The 17713-nt window shown below is 48.0% G+C and carries 19 protein-coding genes and 1 tRNA gene; 14 read left to right on the forward strand and 6 right to left on the reverse strand.

Features of this window, described 5'->3' with window-relative positions:
* The first annotated feature begins 102 nt into the window (after window positions 1-102).
* The gene (locus NDI33_RS02180) at window positions 103-1089 is read left to right on the forward strand and encodes a heme o synthase (protein WP_190678503.1); all 987 of its coding nucleotides are present in this window, start codon (window positions 103-105) and stop codon (window positions 1087-1089) included.
* Window positions 1090-1259: 170 nt separating this feature from the next.
* On the opposite strand, the gene NDI33_RS02185 is transcribed toward NDI33_RS02180, so the two are convergent.
* On the reverse strand, window positions 1260-2453 hold the full coding sequence (locus NDI33_RS02185) for a pentapeptide repeat-containing protein (RefSeq protein WP_190678505.1): 1194 nt from the start codon (window positions 2451-2453) through the stop codon (window positions 1260-1262).
* 226 nt (window positions 2454-2679) lie between these two features.
* Between NDI33_RS02185 and NDI33_RS02190 the strand changes: the two genes are divergently transcribed.
* The 4 genes from NDI33_RS02190 (at window position 2680) to NDI33_RS02205 (ending at window position 6194) form a co-directional block, all read left to right on the forward strand.
* Entirely contained in the window at window positions 2680-3441 is a 762-nt protein-coding gene (locus NDI33_RS02190; protein WP_190678507.1) for an exonuclease domain-containing protein, read from the forward strand.
* 242 nt (window positions 3442-3683) lie between these two features.
* Window positions 3684-4703, forward strand: coding sequence for an ATP-binding cassette domain-containing protein (locus NDI33_RS02195; protein WP_190435082.1), 1020 nt, complete (start codon window positions 3684-3686; stop codon window positions 4701-4703).
* Between the two features lie 62 nt (window positions 4704-4765).
* Window positions 4766-5662 carry an ABC transporter permease gene (locus NDI33_RS02200; protein WP_190678509.1) on the forward strand — a complete coding sequence of 299 codons (897 nt, stop codon included), beginning with the start codon at window positions 4766-4768 and terminating at the stop codon, window positions 5660-5662.
* A 142-nt stretch (window positions 5663-5804) separates the two neighbouring features.
* Entirely contained in the window at window positions 5805-6194 is a 390-nt protein-coding gene (locus NDI33_RS02205; RefSeq protein ID WP_190678510.1) for a hypothetical protein, read from the forward strand.
* A gap of 95 nt (window positions 6195-6289) precedes the next feature.
* On the opposite strand, the gene NDI33_RS02210 is transcribed toward NDI33_RS02205, so the two are convergent.
* Window positions 6290-6730, reverse strand: coding sequence for a peroxiredoxin (locus NDI33_RS02210; RefSeq protein WP_190426580.1), 441 nt, complete (start codon window positions 6728-6730; stop codon window positions 6290-6292).
* Between the two features lie 248 nt (window positions 6731-6978).
* Here NDI33_RS02210 and NDI33_RS02215 point away from each other — a divergent pair, with 248 nt between their 5' ends.
* The 4 genes from NDI33_RS02215 (at window position 6979) to NDI33_RS02230 (ending at window position 11059) form a co-directional block, all read left to right on the forward strand.
* Window positions 6979-7386: an Npun_F0494 family protein gene (locus NDI33_RS02215; RefSeq protein ID WP_190426582.1), complete on the forward strand. Its 408-nt coding sequence runs from the start codon at window positions 6979-6981 to the stop codon at window positions 7384-7386.
* A gap of 171 nt (window positions 7387-7557) precedes the next feature.
* Window positions 7558-9063: a cobyric acid synthase CobQ gene (cobQ, locus tag NDI33_RS02220; protein WP_190410966.1), complete on the forward strand. Its 1506-nt coding sequence runs from the start codon at window positions 7558-7560 to the stop codon at window positions 9061-9063.
* A 73-nt stretch (window positions 9064-9136) separates the two neighbouring features.
* Window positions 9137-9376, forward strand: coding sequence for a 2Fe-2S iron-sulfur cluster-binding protein (locus tag NDI33_RS02225; RefSeq protein ID WP_190678512.1), 240 nt, complete (start codon window positions 9137-9139; stop codon window positions 9374-9376).
* Between the two features lie 27 nt (window positions 9377-9403).
* Window positions 9404-11059: a site-2 protease family protein gene (locus NDI33_RS02230; RefSeq protein WP_190678514.1), complete on the forward strand. Its 1656-nt coding sequence runs from the start codon at window positions 9404-9406 to the stop codon at window positions 11057-11059.
* Window positions 11060-11152: 93 nt separating this feature from the next.
* Here NDI33_RS02230 and NDI33_RS02235 read toward each other — a convergent pair whose 3' ends face one another.
* The 3 genes from NDI33_RS02235 to NDI33_RS02245 form a co-directional block, all read right to left on the reverse strand.
* Window positions 11153-11599, reverse strand: a complete 447-nt coding sequence (locus tag NDI33_RS02235; protein ID WP_190678516.1) for an SRPBCC family protein — start codon at window positions 11597-11599, stop codon at window positions 11153-11155.
* Between the two features lie 49 nt (window positions 11600-11648).
* Window positions 11649-13118, reverse strand: coding sequence for a 9,9'-di-cis-zeta-carotene desaturase (gene zds / locus NDI33_RS02240; RefSeq protein ID WP_190678518.1), 1470 nt, complete (start codon window positions 13116-13118; stop codon window positions 11649-11651).
* A gap of 137 nt (window positions 13119-13255) precedes the next feature.
* The gene (locus tag NDI33_RS02245) at window positions 13256-14908 is read right to left on the reverse strand and encodes a hypothetical protein (protein ID WP_190678520.1); all 1653 of its coding nucleotides are present in this window, start codon (window positions 14906-14908) and stop codon (window positions 13256-13258) included.
* Between the two features lie 298 nt (window positions 14909-15206).
* Here NDI33_RS02245 and NDI33_RS02250 point away from each other — a divergent pair, with 298 nt between their 5' ends.
* Window positions 15207-15563, forward strand: a complete 357-nt coding sequence (locus NDI33_RS02250) for an iron-sulfur cluster assembly accessory protein (protein WP_190426631.1) — start codon at window positions 15207-15209, stop codon at window positions 15561-15563.
* Window positions 15564-15587: 24 nt separating this feature from the next.
* On the opposite strand, the gene NDI33_RS02255 is transcribed toward NDI33_RS02250, so the two are convergent.
* Window positions 15588-15758 carry a hypothetical protein gene (locus NDI33_RS02255; protein WP_190678521.1) on the reverse strand — a complete coding sequence of 57 codons (171 nt, stop codon included), beginning with the start codon at window positions 15756-15758 and terminating at the stop codon, window positions 15588-15590.
* Between the two features lie 9 nt (window positions 15759-15767).
* Here NDI33_RS02255 and NDI33_RS02260 point away from each other — a divergent pair, with 9 nt between their 5' ends.
* The 4 genes from NDI33_RS02260 (at window position 15768) to NDI33_RS02275 (ending at window position 17711) form a co-directional block, all read left to right on the forward strand.
* Window positions 15768-16187, forward strand: a complete 420-nt coding sequence (locus NDI33_RS02260) for a hypothetical protein (protein ID WP_190410958.1) — start codon at window positions 15768-15770, stop codon at window positions 16185-16187.
* A gap of 363 nt (window positions 16188-16550) precedes the next feature.
* A complete protein-coding gene (locus NDI33_RS02265; protein WP_190410957.1) occupies window positions 16551-17426 on the forward strand; it encodes a M48 family metallopeptidase in 876 nt (291 codons plus the stop codon).
* Window positions 17405-17488 (forward strand) — tRNA-Leu (locus NDI33_RS02270). The genes NDI33_RS02265 and NDI33_RS02270 overlap by 22 nt, the downstream gene beginning before the upstream one ends.
* A 22-nt stretch (window positions 17489-17510) precedes the next feature.
* Complete coding sequence (locus tag NDI33_RS02275; protein ID WP_190426623.1) at window positions 17511-17711, forward strand: hypothetical protein; 201 nt, start codon at window positions 17511-17513, stop codon at window positions 17709-17711.
* Window positions 17712-17713: the final 2 nt, after the last annotated feature.

The following is a 17713-nucleotide window of genomic DNA, read 5'->3' on the forward strand; positions in this document are numbered from 1 at the left end:
ATCTGCACCCCTTCGGGTGGGACTCCACAAACAAAGCCTGCGCTCGTTTACCCTTGCGCGATCGGGTTGCGGCAGGCTAAGTAATTTAGGAAAAAATAAATAATGCAGGAAATGATAGTTGGAACCGATGTCTCCCGCAGACACCAAAACTTCCTAGAGGTCATTCAAAGTTACTATCAGCTGACAAAGCCCCGAATTATCCCTCTGCTATTGATCACAACGGCAGCGAGTATGTGGATGGCATCAGATGGTCAGGTAGACCCCCTGTTGTTATTGGTGACGATGGCAGGCGGAACTCTCGCTGCTGCATCTGCTCAAACCCTTAACTGCATATACGATCGCGATATCGATTATGCAATGGAGCGTACCCGCCACCGCCCGATTCCTTCTGGTCGGGTGCAGTCCCGCGATGCGCTGATTTTTGCAATTGTCCTGGCTTGTCTTTCTTTTACCTTGCTGACAGTCTTCGCCAACCTGCTGTCCGCCCTCTTAGCAATCTCAGGCGTTGTCTTCTACATGGGCATCTACACCCACTTGCTAAAACGCCACACCACGCAAAACATCGTGATTGGCGGTGCAGCCGGGGCGATTCCGGCGCTTGTGGGTTGGGCAGCTGTTACCGGCACCTTAAGCTGGGCAGCTTGGCTGCTTTTTGCGATTGTGTTTGTGTGGACGCCTCCCCATTTCTGGGCGTTAGCTTTAATGATTCGAGATGACTACGCCAAGGTCGGGATTCCGATGCTGCCAGTGGTTGAAGGGGAAGTGGTCACGACTCGGCAAATTTGGCTTTACACGCTGATTATGGTACCGATGACGTTGTTGCTGGTTTATCCTTTGGGCGCGTCTGGTATCGTTTATGGGATTGTTGCCTCAATCCTGGGGAGTCTCTTTATTAAGAAAGCATGGCAGATGTTGCAGTCACCTGGAGATAAACAGGTCGCGCGATCGCTGTTTAAATACTCCATCCTCTACATGATGCTGCTCTGCACCGGCATTGTCGTCGATAGTTTACCAGTAACGCATCAATTCACCGCATTTGTTGGCGAACATCTCCAGACATTCATTAGCGCGATCGCAATTTTGCAATGATCCCGCGATTAGAAATCGCATCTAAACAAAAAAACCCGCCTTGGCGGGTTTTTTGCATTGAAAGCGGTCGCTCTGTTTAAACTCTTGCGGAAAGGATTGGGAATGCGATCGCATTTCTATCAACAATTAGCGCGATCGCTCAACCGGCAAAATCCATCTAAATCTAACAGCTAGAACTCGGAAAACTCCTCTTCTGAACTGCTAAATATTTTGCCATCAGGCATTGTTGATCCCCTAAATTTAGCCTTGTTCAAGGAAGCATTCTGTAGATTAGCATTTCTTAAGTTGACACCACTCAGATTGGTATGGGTCAAGTCAGCACCACTCAAGTTAGCACCACTCAAGTCAGCATCACTCAAGTCAGCACCACTCAAGTCAGCACCACTCAAGTCAGCACCACTCAAAGCTACTACCACAGTAGTGTTTCCCCGATAGCTTTTTTCTAAAATACTATTGGTCATATTGGCACTATTTAGAATGGCACCAGTTAGGTCAGCACCATTCAGAATGGCACGACTCAGATTGCTACTACTCAAATTTGCATTTGTGAGGTTGACATTTGTTAGATCAACACCACTCAGGTTGGCACTGCTGAGGTTAGCACCGCTCAAGTCGGCACTACTAAAATTTGCACTACTCACCTCAGGAGCAGCACTAATCGCCTTTACTTCACTCAGGTCTGCCCACATTAAATGCGCTCCCGTTAGTTCTGCATTGGTCAAGTCGGCTTTTCTCAGGTTCGCTCTAGCCATTTGTGCGTTATTTAAGTTTGCTCCTCTTAAAACTGCCCCACTTAGGTTTGCCCAACGAAGCTCCGCATCTTCTAAAGAAGTTTGGCTGAGGTCTGCGTCAGTTAGTTCTGCATAGACAAGTTTTGCCGCATCTAGTCTTGCTAAACGGAGCTTTGCTCCTCTTAGGGTGGCTGCATTCAGGTTTGTTTTTTTCAGATATGCTCCTGTCAGATCTGCCTGATCCAAGTTTGCCTTGCTTAGGTTTGCGCTAGTCAAGATAGCTGAGGTCAGCATAGCCCCAGTTAGAATAGCCCCACTCAGATTTTCCCCAATTAAGCTGGCAGTGCTGAGGTTTACTCCTGAAAAATCCCTCTCTCCTGCTGCATATCGCTTCCGAAGCTCATCCTCTCCCATCCGTTCTGAGGAATCAGCCTCTAGAGGAAAAAGTTCGCATAAGTCGCAGCCAAAGTAGTCGCATAAAACTTCAGATGTATTGCAGTCAATTCGATCAAACTCACCTTTGTAAAGCCTGCTGATGGCATTGATACTAAGACCCGTCTCTTTTGCTAGTTTGTACTGGGATAGCTCCCGTTTTTCCATCAAATCCTTTAACTTACAGCGAATTTTTTTCATAAGCGCTTTGTTTACCACTTGAGACTTAATCAGGACATGTCTCACTATACTCATGATATCGGATACTACTCACGCTTATGAACATTATTACAAAAGAACTAGCTACTTAAATAGTTGACAGGGCGATATTGGCAAAGTTATGCTGTGGATGTCAAGGGCAGAATTGCCAAAAAAAAGCCCGCCAGCTCTAAGGCTGGGGGCCTGTAGTTAATTTGTTATCTCCATTATGAACCACAATCCATTAGCTGTACCTCAGCAACGGCTTCACACGCCCGATCAGGTTTTAATCGTCGATACAGAGACAACACATCTGGAAGTAAACGCGGGCCAGGTGATAGAAATTGGAGCAATCCTTTATTCGGTGAAGCACCAAACCACCATCGAGCAATTTTCAATAATTTTGCCTGCACAGAGTAATCTGGCAGAGCATATAAACCGAATTAAACCAGCATCGCTAATGGAAATGACAGCAGAACAAGCTGATCGGGGAGTGCGGATGCTCGTTGAGATGGCAAAAATGGCGCAAGTTGTTGTGGCGCACAATGCCGAGTTTGATAAGAAGTGGTTTGGTCTCTCAAAAAATGGGAAAAGCATATTACCTACTTTATTGAACTTTAAAGGGGAACCGCTTCCTTGGGTATGTACTTGTAACGATTTCAAATGGCCTCGTCAAACCCGTTCCGGTCAATCTTTGCTCGAATTGGCAGCAGCTCATGACATTGGAGTTTTTGGAACGCATAGGGCACTAACTGATTGCCAGTTAATCGCAGCTCTTTTTGATCGCATGGAAAACTTGCAAGCTATGTTTGAGAAAGCTTTAAGACCCAAAGCTCTTTTTAAAGCTCTTGTAACCTATGACAATCGTGAACAGGCAAAACAGGCGGGTTTCAGGTGGATTTCTGAGCGAAAGAGCTGGGAACGAAGAATGGCTGTGGATGATAGCAAAGAACTTCCTTTCTCTGTCACGCAAATAGCACTCTGTCACTAATCCGGCTAGAGTTTCCCAATCTAGTTAAATCAAGCGATCGCGCTTTCTCTATCTCAGATATGGGGACGGTCGCGATCGCTTATCCGTATAATTGTCTGGCGCTGTATCGTCCTGAGATGTCACTGTACGGACTTTTCGCCTTTCAAGTAGAGAAGTCCAGCACGGTAGGGGTATAAATCCTGATGAGGGATTGAAATACAATAGAAACAAATAGTGTTTAGATTTGTTAATTTGGGACATTTATGGCTCCCGCTGTTTTAATCGAAAAGCTTCAGAAACGGTACGGCTCAGTAGAAGCCGTTAAAAATGTTTCCTTTCAGGTCGAACCTGGTGAAATTTTTGGTCTATTGGGACCCAATGGTGCCGGGAAAACAACAACCCTGCGGGTCTTGTGTACCCTGACAACACCTGATGCTGGCAAAATTGAAGTTTCTGGAATCTCCGTTGTGGATAACCCTAGGGGGGCACGGCAACGCTTAGGCTATGTGGCTCAGGAGGTAGCCTTAGATAAGGTGCTGACGGGGCGGGAACTCTTGCAACTGCAAGCCGCACTGTATCACCTCCCCCGTGCGGTAGCAAAACAGAGAATTGAGGCGGTGCTGAGCATCTTGGGATTGCAAGAATACGCTGATAAAAAAACTGGCACCTACTCTGGCGGTTTACGCAAGCGCCTCGACTTAGCTGCTGGGTTGCTGCATCAGCCAGATGTCTTAGTTCTAGATGAACCAACGGTAGGGTTGGATATTGAAAGCCGTGTCGTCGTGTGGGATTTCTTACGCCAGTTGCGAGCATCGGGGACAACGGTGCTGATCACCAGCCACTATTTAGAAGAAATTGATGCTTTAGCCGACCGGGTGGCGATTATCGACCGAGGGGTAGTGATTGCGGCTGGGACGCCTTCTGAGTTGAAGGATCGGGTAGGAGGCGATCGCATCACCCTGCGTATCCGCGAATTTTCTCCCATTGAGGAAGCAGAGAAAGCGAAAAATATGCTGCAATCTCTGCCCTTTGTCCAAGAAGCGATCATCAATAACGCTCAGGGGAATTCCCTTAATTTAGTAGTGACGCCCCAAAGCGACGCGCTGATGACGATACAGCAATCTCTACAAGCCGCTAATTTACCGATTTTTGGCATTGCCCAAGCTAGACCTAGCTTAGATGATGTTTACCTCGCGGCTACGGGTAGAACCCTGATGGATGCAGAACTTGCAGCAGCGGGTAGCCGCGATCCGAAGGCAGAGAAAAAGCAGAATATGCGGTAAGCCAGCTTTTACACCACCAAGCGACCAAAATCTTACATCCAACATCAACATCTGAAATTAATATGAGCAGTACGATAACGCCTCCTAAACCTGATATCCGGTTGCAGCCAGAGGCAGATGGTAAATCTAATGCCGGTGCTGCATCCAGCCTCGTCAGCGACTTTATTCAAGAAACTCTGGCTTTAACGAAGCGCTTATTCATTCAATTGCAACGGCGTCCCTCGACGCTCGTGGCGGGAATTATCCAGCCTTTGATGTGGCTGGTTCTATTCGGGGCGCTGTTTCAAAATGCTCCTCAAGGCATTTTTGGGAATGACTTGAGCTACGGACAATTTCTCGGTGCCGGGGTGATTGTTTTTACCGCTTTTGCCGGGGCACTGAATGCTGGATTGCCGGTGATGTTTGACCGGGAATTTGGCTTTCTCAACCGCTTATTAGTCGCTCCGCTGGCATCCCGATTTTCGATTGTTGCTGCCTCAGCTATCTATATTGTGACGCTGAGCTTAATCCAAGCGGCAGTGATTGTTGCAGCCAGCGCTTTTCTGGGAGCCGGTTTACCCAATCTTTTAGGCTTGGGCGCGATCGCATTGATTGTTCTGTTACTGGTTCTGGGTGTCACCGCTTTGAGCTTGGGTTTAGCTTTTGCTTTGCCCGGTCACGTCGAGCTGATTGCTGTAATTTTTGTTACCAACCTGCCTTTACTGTTTGCCAGCACAGCCCTCGCCCCTCTATCTTTCATGCCCAATTGGTTGCAGGTTGTCGCAACGCTTAATCCTCTAAGCTATGCGATTGAGCCAATTCGTTATCTGTATCTCCACAGTGATTGGGCACTCAGTAGTGTCGTCATGCAAGCGCCTGGGGGTGCTGTAACTTTCGGCACTGCGATATTGGTGCTTCTCGGTTTTGATGCAGTAATATTATTAGCAATTCAGCCACTGCTGCGTCGTCGGTTTGCTTAAGAATCGTCTTGAGTGATGAGTACGGAGTCTTGAGTGAGTTTTGAGTTATAAAGTTGAACATAGAGATAAATTTTTTCGTCTTTATTCAAAACTCAAAATTCAACCGTCAAAACTTTCTTAGTGCGTTTCGCCCCAAATTGTCATGAATAAAAAAACTAAACTGGTTCTCGGTGTCCTGGCTGGTATGGGATTCGCCTCCTGCTTGCTGCCTCAATTGACTCTGGCTCAATCAACCCTGTCGCAACCAGGAGAGGTCAATCCCGCAGACACTTTCCAAGAGCAAAATACAGATCCATTTTCTCGGACGAATAATGGTGGTGCTTCCGGTGTCTTTGACTTGATGCATCGAGCCACCTTGGGCAACATTCGCAGTATGGACGAGTTTAATAACGACCAGAAGAATAATCTCAATACTGCCGCCGATCAGTTCCGGCGTCAACAACTACAACTTCTTGGTACTCCAAATCAGGCAGCACCTGTAGCACCTGTCACTCCAGCAAACTCAGTTACACCCGCCTCTTCGACGCCATAACTAATCAGTATTCAAATAGTCCTGTGATTGAGAAGCCCGATTTCCTTAAGGAAACCGGGCTTCTCGGATTATTTCTAGAGACTAAAGTCGTCGGCTCAAGAAGCCAGTGCCGCTAAGATATCCTGAGCATGACTACCCGTGTTGACGCTGGAATCAACGTGAACGATCTTGCCAGTGCCATCAATCACGTAAGTTACGCGCTGGGCATAACCGCTACTTCCTTCAACGTCATAAGCTTTGATAATGCTGCCATCGACATCTGCCAGTAGGGGAAAAGGCAAATTGAACTTCTCGGTGAATTTCTGGTGAGACGCTTCATCATCCTTGCTAACGCCCAAGACTACAATATCTTTGCCTTGATAGTCTGCATAGGCATCTCGAAAGCTACAAGCTTGTTTGGTACAGCCGGGTGTATCATCTTTGGGATAAAAATACAAAATCACAGTTTTTCCTGCCAAATTAGACAACGAGACAGTGTTCCCATTGGTATCTTTGGCGGTGAAAGTGGGTGCCGTTGTACCGACTGCTAGAGCCATAAATTCTATTTCCTGCTCAGTTATGATTGTTTGGTGAAAATCAAATTTTACAATATTTTAAAATTCCGCTTGGGCTAAGCTAAGGTGGATGACGGCAGTCAGTCTCCTAACGAGACGCGCCGGAGAGCGTCTACAGCTAAAACCATAAAGCTTGTGGGTGCGATCGCTAAAAGTCGGTTAATAAATAATCGATATTGACTAGATGGCAATTTTTAATCCTCTGCTGTTTCCTGAAATTAGATGAAGAGATGAATTCTGTTGAGGCAAAAAACTCCCAGTCGATTCAATATTCCCCTGGCAGTGTATCCCGTGCCGAACGAGCGATGCGCTGTTCGCCCTTCCTCCTGCCTTTGTTTGCAGCGATGCGCTCAACCAGCGTTCCCCTGCAAGCGATCGCGGGTGCTTCAGGCGTCCAACACCAGTACACCCGCCATCCTGTGCGGGAACTAGGCGCAGAAAGTTCGCTGTTGTGGCTGATTCAGGTAGGCATTCTGCGGCGAGAGGTGGATGGTCAAGGAATCACCGATAGTTTTCGCCTCACGCCTTTGGGACGCCAATTGGTTGAAAAATGGGAACTTCAGGGTGGTTCGTGGCCTGCCCCCTCTCTTAGCGATCGCTTCTATAATGCCTTAAATCGTTGGTTCCGGTTGTTTTGAGGACTGAGGACTGAGGACTGAGGACTGAGGACTGAGGACTGAGGACTGAGGACTGAGGACTGAGGACTGAGGACTGAGGACTGAGTAAGAATTTTTCCCTGCCCTCCTGTTTTGTGCCTTTCGCCTGCTTGCCTGCTTGCCTGCTCTTCCCTATAACCCCAAACTATTAAAATGAAAGCGATTATGGTCGTGGGAACCACATCCCACGCAGGAAAATCTCTACTAACCGCAGCACTTTGCCGGATTCTATCTCGGCGCGGCTGGCGAGTATCTCCCTTTAAAGCGCAGAATATGGCGCTGAATGCTTACGTAACGCCCACTGGAGGAGAAATTGGTTATGCCCAGGCAGTCCAAGCTTGGGCTGCGGGAGTCACGCCCTGGGTGGAGATGAACCCAATTTTACTTAAGCCCCAAGGGGACATGACTTCCCAGGTGATTATCAAGGGCAGATCCGTCGGGCAAGTGGGTGCTGCGGAGTACTACGAGCAGTATTTTGATATAGGTTGGCAGGCAATTGAAGAATCGCTGCAACGTCTTTCCGAAGAATTTGATTTACTGGTCTGTGAGGGAGCGGGTAGCCCAGCGGAGATTAACCTTAAGCACCGCGACATGGCGAATATGCGGGTCGCGAAGCATTTAAATGCCTCAACGTTGCTGGTCGTGGATATCGACCGGGGGGGCGCTTTTGCCCATGTAGTGGGTACTTTGGAGTTGCTGGAGAAGGAAGAACGGGCGCTGATCAAAGGGATTGTCATTAATAAATTCCGAGGACAGCGATCGCTCTTAGACTCCGGCATCACCTGGCTAGAAGAACGCACAGGCATTCCCGTTGCAGGTGTCATTCCCTGGATCGATCAAGCTTTGCCCGCCGAAGATTCCCTAGATTTGTTTGAGCGTCGCACGACCAAATCTCACAGCGATCTCACCATTGCCATCATCCGCCTTCCCCGGATTTCTAACTTCACCGATTTTGACCCCCTAGAAGCAGAATCCAGCGTTACGGTGAAATACATTAGCCCCAGAGAGCCCTTGGGACATCCGGATGCCGTGATTATTCCAGGTTCCAAAACCACCATCGCTGACTTGATGCTGCTGCAAAAAACCGGCATGGCGCAGGCAATTCAAAATTACGCGGCAGCAGGCGGGACTATTCTGGGAATCTGCGGCGGTTTCCAGATGCTAGGCAAATTTTTAGCCGATCCTGAAGGAATTGAAGGTGAAACCGGACGTTACAAAGGTCTGGAACTGTTACCCGTAAAAACCGTAATTACCGCCCAAAAAATTGCCCGCCAACGACTCGTAACGTCTAACTATCCTCAAACTGGTTTACCCGTCGCCGGTTATGAAATCCATCAAGGGCGCACGCGGCTGTTGGATTCAGAGGAAGGAATGGGAGCATCCGGACACGCACCCAAGCAATACTCCTACAAAACCCTATTTGACGACCCAAGTTTAGGGATTGTCGATGCTACTCAATCCGTTGTGGGTACTTATCTCCACGGTCTTTTTGATAATGGCCCTTGGCGAAGAGCTTGGTTAAATCACCTACGGCAGCAACGGGGGCTTCCATCTCTCCCCACAGGCGTTGCCAACTACCGCGAACACCGAGAAACCATTCTGGATTCGCTGGCAGATACGGTGGAAGCTCACCTGGATTTAAACCCTATTTTGTCTTAAGGCATGGGTAATGGGTCATTGCTTTTCACCCATTACCCATTACCAAATACCCATTACCCATTACCAACTACTGATGAGCGTAAGTGTACTTTTTTTACCTGACGAGATTGCGGTTGACGCTGAGGTAGGAGAAGCGTTATTACAGGTAGCAGAACGGGCTGGGGTGTTCATTCCCACCGGGTGCCTGATGGGTTCGTGTCACGCCTGCGAAGTGGAGGTAGCGGACGGACATACCATCTGTGCTTGTATCACAGCAGTACCGGCAGGGTGCGAACAATTAACAATCAATCTCTACGTTGACCCCACCTGGTAGCAAACTATACACAGGGTTGGGCCGTTAATGGAATATTTGCTTTACGGATTAGCAGTCTATGGGTTGCTAGTAGCGTGCCGCTACTTGATTTTTTTTCAGCGACTTTTAGGCTTGACTCTACAGTACATCAATTACGAAATTCGGAGCGGCGAGGAAATCCCTGCTTATATCAAAGAGTTATTTGAGATTCCGTTACCAGAACTTGAAAAGCTAGGGTTTCAGTTCCATTCCTATTTCAGCTTTAATGACATTTACCTGGATGCCTCGAAAAGCTGGGGGATGGTGCTATACAACGAGGCATTTAAAACATTCGCTAATGTAAACATTCGTAGCCTACCGGAATCGGTGAGGCTGTTTACAATCGAGTTTCTTACTTTCTTTGAGGATGGTGTTCTGTTACACACGATGAATGGACAAGTTTACGGCGTGATTGGGAAAATACCCAATACCATTCTCCAAGATCCTTACGCGGTGGAAACCCAGGAACAGTGGCAAGTCCATCAAGACAAGCTTGAGCATTTGGCGCTTACAAAAATGCCCGTCGCGATGTCATCAAAGGCATTTATTGAGACATTGCGATCGCATCATGTCACCTACATAGACAGCCTGGTGAAATCAGGGCAGCTGTCACCGATTAAAGGAACGGAACTGCTAGAACTTAAGCTCGGTGCTGCGATGAAAACAGCGATTCAGCTGGGACGGGATAGCGGCAAGTATACAACTCTGGTCAAAAAGTGGACGCAAAAGGCAAAAACAGAACCCTATCGGTATGTGGAGATTCCTTCGGCGGTAGAAGTGGAGGGATTCCGCCGGATGGAACGAATCGAACGGGGACGCGCCAGGAAGGGGATAAAGTCGTGGTTATTGCTTGGCAGTTTGGTCGTGTTTGCTATCTCGTTCACGCCATTTTTCGACTTGCAGACACTGCTGATTCTCGTCGGCGTCCTGTTTTTGCACGAACTAGGACACTTTTTGACAATGAGAGGATGCGGCTATAAAGATACGTCGATTTTCTTCTTGCCCTTATTTGGTGCTGCGGCTTCCGGACGCAAAGAAAATGCTACGATTCGGGAAAAATTTCTAGTTTTGCTGGCGGGGCCGGTTCCAGGGATAATCTTAGGAGTTGCGATCGCGCTGGCAATTCCCGATTCTCTCCAGCGTTCCCTAGGGTTGCAAGAAGTAATCAGCTTTCTGGTCATTATTAACTACTTCAATCTACTTCCTATCTTGCCCTTGGATGGAGGACGCATCCTAGATTTATTAATATTTTCCCGCCATCCCTACACCGATGTTTTGTTCAAACTTTTCGCCGTCGGGTTGCTAGTTTTTATCGGCATGAGTCCGGGGACTGGTATTTTTCTTTTCCTCGGATTTTTAATTGCGTTTAGCATCCCTGCTAGCTTTCGCAGTGCCAAGATTCTGAAGATCCTGCGGCGAGAACTGCCCCAATCAACTGACGATTCTGATAGCGTACTGATGGCTATTTTCCATACGCTTAACAAGTCTGGTTACAGTTCCCTACCCTTTGCTCAGAAGTACAGAATGGTCAAAGATATTGCCCAACGCTGTCGGGAATCCCATTCCAGTTGGGGAACCAGGCTGTTGTTGTTAGGCGTGTATTTGATGTGCTTATTTGGCGGATTGGTGATTGCGTTTGTCACGCTGCTACCGCAAAGTTCTTGAACCGCGAAGATGGAAAATGCGATCGCATTTGCGTCTTTTTCTTAATATCTCCCTCTAAAATCTCTCTCAGCTTTTAAGAAGGGGTGATTACTACTAAGTATTCCCTTGGGATTTAATCGCGTATTCTCGAAACCGATCCAAATCAGCTTGAATCGTGGATTCGACTACGCGCCCCAGGAAGAGATTATCCATTAATCTGCCCAGCCAGCCTGGAATGGCGTAAGCCACCGTTAGCTTAACAATGCTACTGCCGTGCCGGTCATAAAAGCGAATCGCACCCCGATTGGGTAATCCACCAACAGATTCCCATTGGATAATCTGGTTAGGCACCTTTTTCACGATACGGGCAAGCCAAGTGAATTCTAAGCCACCCGTGGCAAGTTTCCAGCGCGACAAGGTTGGGTCATTATCCTGAACTGTAACCGAGTCAATCCACTTCATCCATCGAGGCATTTGCTCCAGATCGGACCAGAGTTTCCACACCTCGTCAATGGGAACCGGCACCTCTACCTGCACGCTATGCTCTAGCCACTCAGCCATTTACTTCTTTTCTTCCTTCGCTATAGCCGCGTTTTTGCGGTTTATTCGTCTAAACCGCCGACAGCTGGCTCTTACCCTTTATTTCCTGCACATTTTCTAAAATCGCTTTTGCTGCCTGACGCCCAGACAGAGTTGCCCCTTCCATACTATCGATGTAATCTTGCTGCGTATAGCTACCCGCAAGGAAGAAATTTGCAATCGGCGTCTTCTGAGGAGGACGATAGGGGTCCATGCCAGGGGCTTCGCGATAGAGAGACTGAGCCAGCTTCACCACACTGTACCAAGTCATGTTCAAGTCGCGGGAGGAAGGGAATAGCTCGTGTACTTGGTTGAGGACGTGTTGAGCGATCGCTTCGTTACTTTCCTTGATAAACGGATCTCCCGGCGTCAGCACCAACTGCAACAGCGAACCTTGTCCTTCGCGGTAATAATCAGAGGGACTCGTTAAAGCTAAGTCAGCAAAGCAGGAAAAGTCGGCATCTGCTGTATAAAGCAGATTATCAATTCCGGCAGCATGATGCACTTGGTGTCTTTCTTCGGCATCGTGCAACTCAGTCACCCAGCCATCAAACCGCAGCTGCACTGTCGCGACGGGCACTGTATCCAGCTTATAAATATTGTCAAATTCCGACCATTGACGCCATGCTTGCGGCAAAACGCGCTGAATTCCGGGCACGTCGCAGGCGCAGACATAAGCATCGGCGGTGATGGTTTCTTCAGTTTCGCCTTTAACAACCAGTAAGCCAGTCACTCGCGTCTCGTTGCCTTCGCCAGTATATTGAATTTCTCGTACCCGGCGACGAGTATGAATTTTCGCGCCTCGGGCTTCTATGTATTCAATAATCGGCTTGTGCAGATACTCGGAGGGAGAACCTTCCAGCATTCGCAGCACCGATGCCTCGGTTCTAGCAGCAAACATCTGAAAGATGGTCAGCATACAACGAGCAGAAATATTTTCGCAATCAATAAATCCAAGTGCATAAGCAATCGGGTTCCACATCCGCTTGATGCTGCCATTACTGCCACCGTGACTGCGAAACCAATCGGCAAAGCTAACTTTATCGAGAGCGCGAATTGTTTTCATCGAACCCTCGAAGTCTACCAAGCCGCGCACGATGGTACTGCTGCCAAGGGCGATCGCATTCTGTACTTTATCCTGCAATGACAGCTGCGATGTTGTAAAAAATGCTTTTAATCCGTTGAAAGGCGCACCCGTGATAAAGCGAAAATCCAAGGCACCTGTGACGCCTCCTTGATTGATAAAGGTGTGGATATGTTCTTTCAGGCGCAAATTGTCACCTGCCCCCACCTTCTTCATCAATTCAAATAGCTGGTAGTAGTTCCCAAAAAAGACGTGCAATCCCATCTCAACGTGATTGCCGTCGGCATCCACCCAACTGCCGACCTTACCCCCCACAAACGGACGAGACTCAAAGATTTCGACTTCGCAACCGGCATCGACTAAATCGACTGCCGCTGCCATTCCAGCCAATCCTGCCCCGACGATTGCAACCCGCATGCCATCTGTCCTTCTCAATTTCTTTACAAAGTTTAACAGGTGACAGCAGAAGATTACCGATTTTCATCGCCTGGATTAAGGAATTGGGTATTGGCGATCGCTCATGGCGTCCCCATCTCCTCTAGCCCTTTGCCGCTTTACTCGAATTCAAACTGAGGCATCAGCTGGAGCAACCCCAATCCTAAATCTTTACTAGAGAGCGATCGCGCTTCAAATAAAGCCATCATGTCGCCTAGCTGAGGATTTCCCCTAGATGCGCCTTTTAGCCCCCTAGCCACAATCAAGCCGCAGTAGCCTTTGGTTTTCTTACAACGCTGATCCCATTTGCGACGAGCTTCGCTATGAATCGGATCGTCTTCTTGAAATTCACCAAACAGGTACATATTGCCATTTTCTGTTTGGAGAATCCCCAAGTCATAGCGATCGCCTTCAAAAGGATCTTCTCCCGGATTAAAGCAAATTCCCTTCAACCCTCCCGCGCTTTGGATTTGCTCAATCAATTCCTTTGCCTTGGGACGGGAAGTTTGAATCAAAACCACTGGCATTCCCTCTCCCGCCGCGATCGCTTCCTTCGCTTGATAGCAATCAACGGTTTTACGCAGCAACTCTACTTTCTCCCAAGTCATCATCCCCAAGCTGAGGAAAGAATCTTTGGGCACTAAGTCATCCCGCAGGGGCAGCATCATCTCTTCGAGATCGCTGTCTTCCTCCTCTGCCAACCCTGCCACCTCTGCCATGTCAAACAGTTCCGTCGCCACATCGGGAACCGTTGCCACCTTAACAGGAATCGATTTTTGCAGATCCGCCTCTAGCGGCGCGGCGATGCGGTAGCGTTTGCTCAAGGTAGGGAATTTCTCTGCTGCCAGCTGGCGATTGGATGCTCGGAAAAAGCGATGGAGGGCTTCGAGTGCCACGTAAACTGCGATCGCTTCTTCCTCATATAAAAAGGGTCGCATCCCCTCTAACGGATGCACATTTCCGAAATTGGGTTGAATTTCTGAAAGCGGCAAGTCAGCTAAATCAATGCCTTCGTCCTCTTCATCTTCGTCTAAGGAATCTTCAGCCTGCTCGAAGGTGACAAACAAGCAATCTTGCCCTAAAAATGCTTCTTCTAGCTCCTCAAAAGACTCTTTTGCCAAAACCGACGAGCGAAACCGTTTCAGAGAGTCCAGAGAGCGATACAACAAAATGCCGTACTCCATGCCCAGCATCCCCATCACCGAGGCGTACAGCGTCTCCACATCCCACTGATTTAGCTCAATTGAGATAATCTGGTGATCGGCAAGCAGTTCCCAAGGTGCATCGTCCCAAATCTCATAAGCTTTTTGCACCAGTAACTCGGCATATTCAGGCGGTAGTTTGGGGGGGCGAGTGCTGGTGATTTCTTGGAACCCGCGAAATAGTTCGTCAATCAGGGGCAGTTCTGGTACATAATCAACAGCAATGTCTAGATCCTGAAGAACACCCCGCAGGTAGAACTGAAGTTCTCTGTGTCGGACTACAATTTTCTGAGGACGGGATGGCTTGGCAGGGCTGTGGGGATGTTCCATTGCTCGCAGCAGGGCGCGAACAACGGCTTCCGGCCCAGTCTCGGAAGTCACGACATCCATCGCTCGAACCATTCCTTCGACGCCATCCACCCAAACAATGCATTCGCTGTCTGTCTGAGTATCCGACTCTAAGCTTTGCGCCATCCCAGCAGATAATCGACGGCGATCGCCTTCCCAGACGCTAGGAATTTGTTGTAAAGTTTGCAGCCGACGAGACGTGGAGCGAGTGAGAACAGACATAGACTATGCCAACTGGGGGAACAACACACCGTGCGCTTTGCAGATCCTCATTTTAAATACTAATCGCCCCTCTGCCGTCCTCCTATAAACTAATGCTTGGCAGTGATGAAAGCACCACAATACAATCCTTGCGCGATCGCTCTATCTAACCCCAACGCCTAATCGTTAACATAAATAATAAAAAGCTTTTCGCTTCGCCGGTCTGCGGTTAAGTTAAGAATCTTCGATAAAATTGACCTAGTGGACTGGCTTCCTCAAGTCGTCTAGATAAAACACCAAATTAGGAGTCGAGAGCGCCATGACACAAGCTACTCAATCGCAAAAACGCGGCATCCAGTTAAGCGAATCTGCCCTCAAACACGTTCTCTCTCTGCGGGAGAAACAAGGCAAGGATCTGTGCCTGCGAGTTGGCGTCCGCCAAGGTGGCTGCTCTGGAATGTCGTACATGATGGATTTTGAAGAGCCTAGTCAAATTCGGGAAAACGATGAAGTCTATGACTACGATGGCTTCAAAATTGTCTGCGATCCCAAGAGTATGCTATACCTCTATGGTCTGATGCTGGACTATAGCGATGCCATGATTGGCGGTGGCTTCCAATTTACAAACCCCAATGCTGCTCAAAGCTGTGGCTGCGGTAAGTCATTTGGAGTCTAAGTCATTTGCATTTGGTGTCTAAGTTCAAGCTTGGCGTACAGTTTGTAAGAACTTCTGATTGGAAAGCAGGTATCCCGCCTGCTTTCCAGATAAGGGTGGATTCAACCCCCCATTGCCCCGTAAAATAACGCATCCGGCGAAGAGAGCGTCGCTATCTAGCCCGCCATCCGCTACGCGATCGCTAACATCTTTCATCTTTCAGAAATGACCGAGCCAATTAACGACCTTTTTGACAATGGCCTAGAACGCTATAAAGCGGGAGAAGGCCCGGATACTTTGCTTCCTGTTTTCAAGGATATTTGCGATCGCGCCCCTAAACTCACTGCTGCCTGGATTTGCCTGTCGTGGCTGTATCTGTTGGACGATCAAGCCACTCTGGCCTACAAAGCCGCTCAAAAAGCTGTTAAGTTAAATCCCCAAGATCCCCAGGCTCACATTAACCTAGTTCTGGCAATGCTTGAAGAAGGGAAAACCGGCGTCCGGCAACACATTGAAGAGGCTCAGCGATCTCTGGCGATTAATCCAGAATTACGCCCCGATATCCAAGAAAGTATTGAGGATGGATTAGCGAGAAAACCCGACTGGAAGGGTTTAAATCGGGTAAAAAACTGGTTGTTTACCTAATTGGAAATTGTCCTCAGAATCCCTAACTTTGAAAGTAAAATATTGAAGAAGTTAGGGCTTTTCAGGATATAATTATTTAATTATATCTGAATAATATATTTTAAATAATGGAATATTAGCTACTAGAAAAAAGCAGAAATGTTTCATTATAAAAGTATACCATTTGTGGACGAAGAGGAAGATAAAATAGGTACAATGTTTTGTAAATCGCATTAATAAAACATAGTTAGGTGCGCCGTTTGGAAACAAAAACAAAGCGCCCTCGCTATACTAATTTGGGATATCTAATCTCACGATCGCCCTGAGATTAGCACCGCATCAATCAATTCTTTTGTTTTAGTTCTTTTTTTTGAGATTTCCTCCATGTTGCCTTCAAGGACACCCTTAATTGGTCTCTCGGCAGATAAATTTCGCCATCCCTTAGATTTAGAAGCGACTAACGCCTTAAAACAACTGCCGGGAATGGATATCCTGGTCAGAAATCTGCTTGGTCCCCTCGCAGAACAGTTTTTTTATTTGGAAAATATAGCGGCGGGCGTCCTCGTAGGCGAACAACAGCTACCTCATCTGCATAAACTGCTGTTAGAAGCTTGCCAAATATTAGATTTGGAACCCCCGCAACTGTACGTCCGTTCCTCACCCACGCCAAACGCCTACACCTTTGCCATGCGAGGAAAGCAGCCATTTATTGTGTTGCACACCTCATTAATCGATTTGTTGACACCCGAAGAGATTCAGGCAGTCATCGCCCACGAACTGGGACACCTAAAATGCGAGCATGGAGTGTACCTAACACCCGTCAATATTATGGTGTTAGCAGCAGGATTAATTCCGACTTGGGGTGCAGCGATCGCTGAAACTTTGAGGGGACAGATGCTACAGTGGCTGCGATGTGCAGAATTTACTTGCGACCGCGCTGCACTTCTCGCCACTCAAGACTCTAAAGTCGTCAGTTCCGTCTTAATGAAACTGGCTGGAGGTTCACCCATTCTTGCGCCGCAGCTGAATCTGGAAGCCTTTTTAGATCAAGCCAGAGCTTACGACGATATCAGTAAAAATCAGCTGGGTGAAATGCTCAAACAAGCGCAGACAGCCCAACTCAGCCACCCAGTACCCGTCCTGCGGGCGCGGGAAATTGACCGTTGGGCTAGCAGTCAAGAATATCAAGCCTTGCTACAACAGCATTCGATAGGCTATAATAGTGAAGCTAAACCCAAGGGCGGGTGGCGAAATTGGTAGACGCATCAGACTCAAAATCTGACGATCGTGAGATCGTGAGAGTTCGATTCTCTCCCTGCCCACTCTTTACACAAGAGAACGACCATGACTCAACGACTCAAGCGGTGGGAATCTCCCCGCCGAGAGGGACGAAACGACAAAGGGAAAGGTGGCTCCGCTAGGGCGAGACAGATTAGAAAGCAACAGAAGATGTTGCGGAAGAAGCTAAAAGACCAGGGTGAATCTGAAAATAGTAAAGATTCGAGGAGAGGGAAGATTAACTTCCCTCTCTTTTTTTATGCATAATT

This window comes from Trichocoleus sp. DQ-A1, from assembly GCF_039961955.1.
In the GTDB taxonomy this organism is placed as follows: domain Bacteria; phylum Cyanobacteriota; class Cyanobacteriia; order Cyanobacteriales; family FACHB-T130; genus FACHB-T130.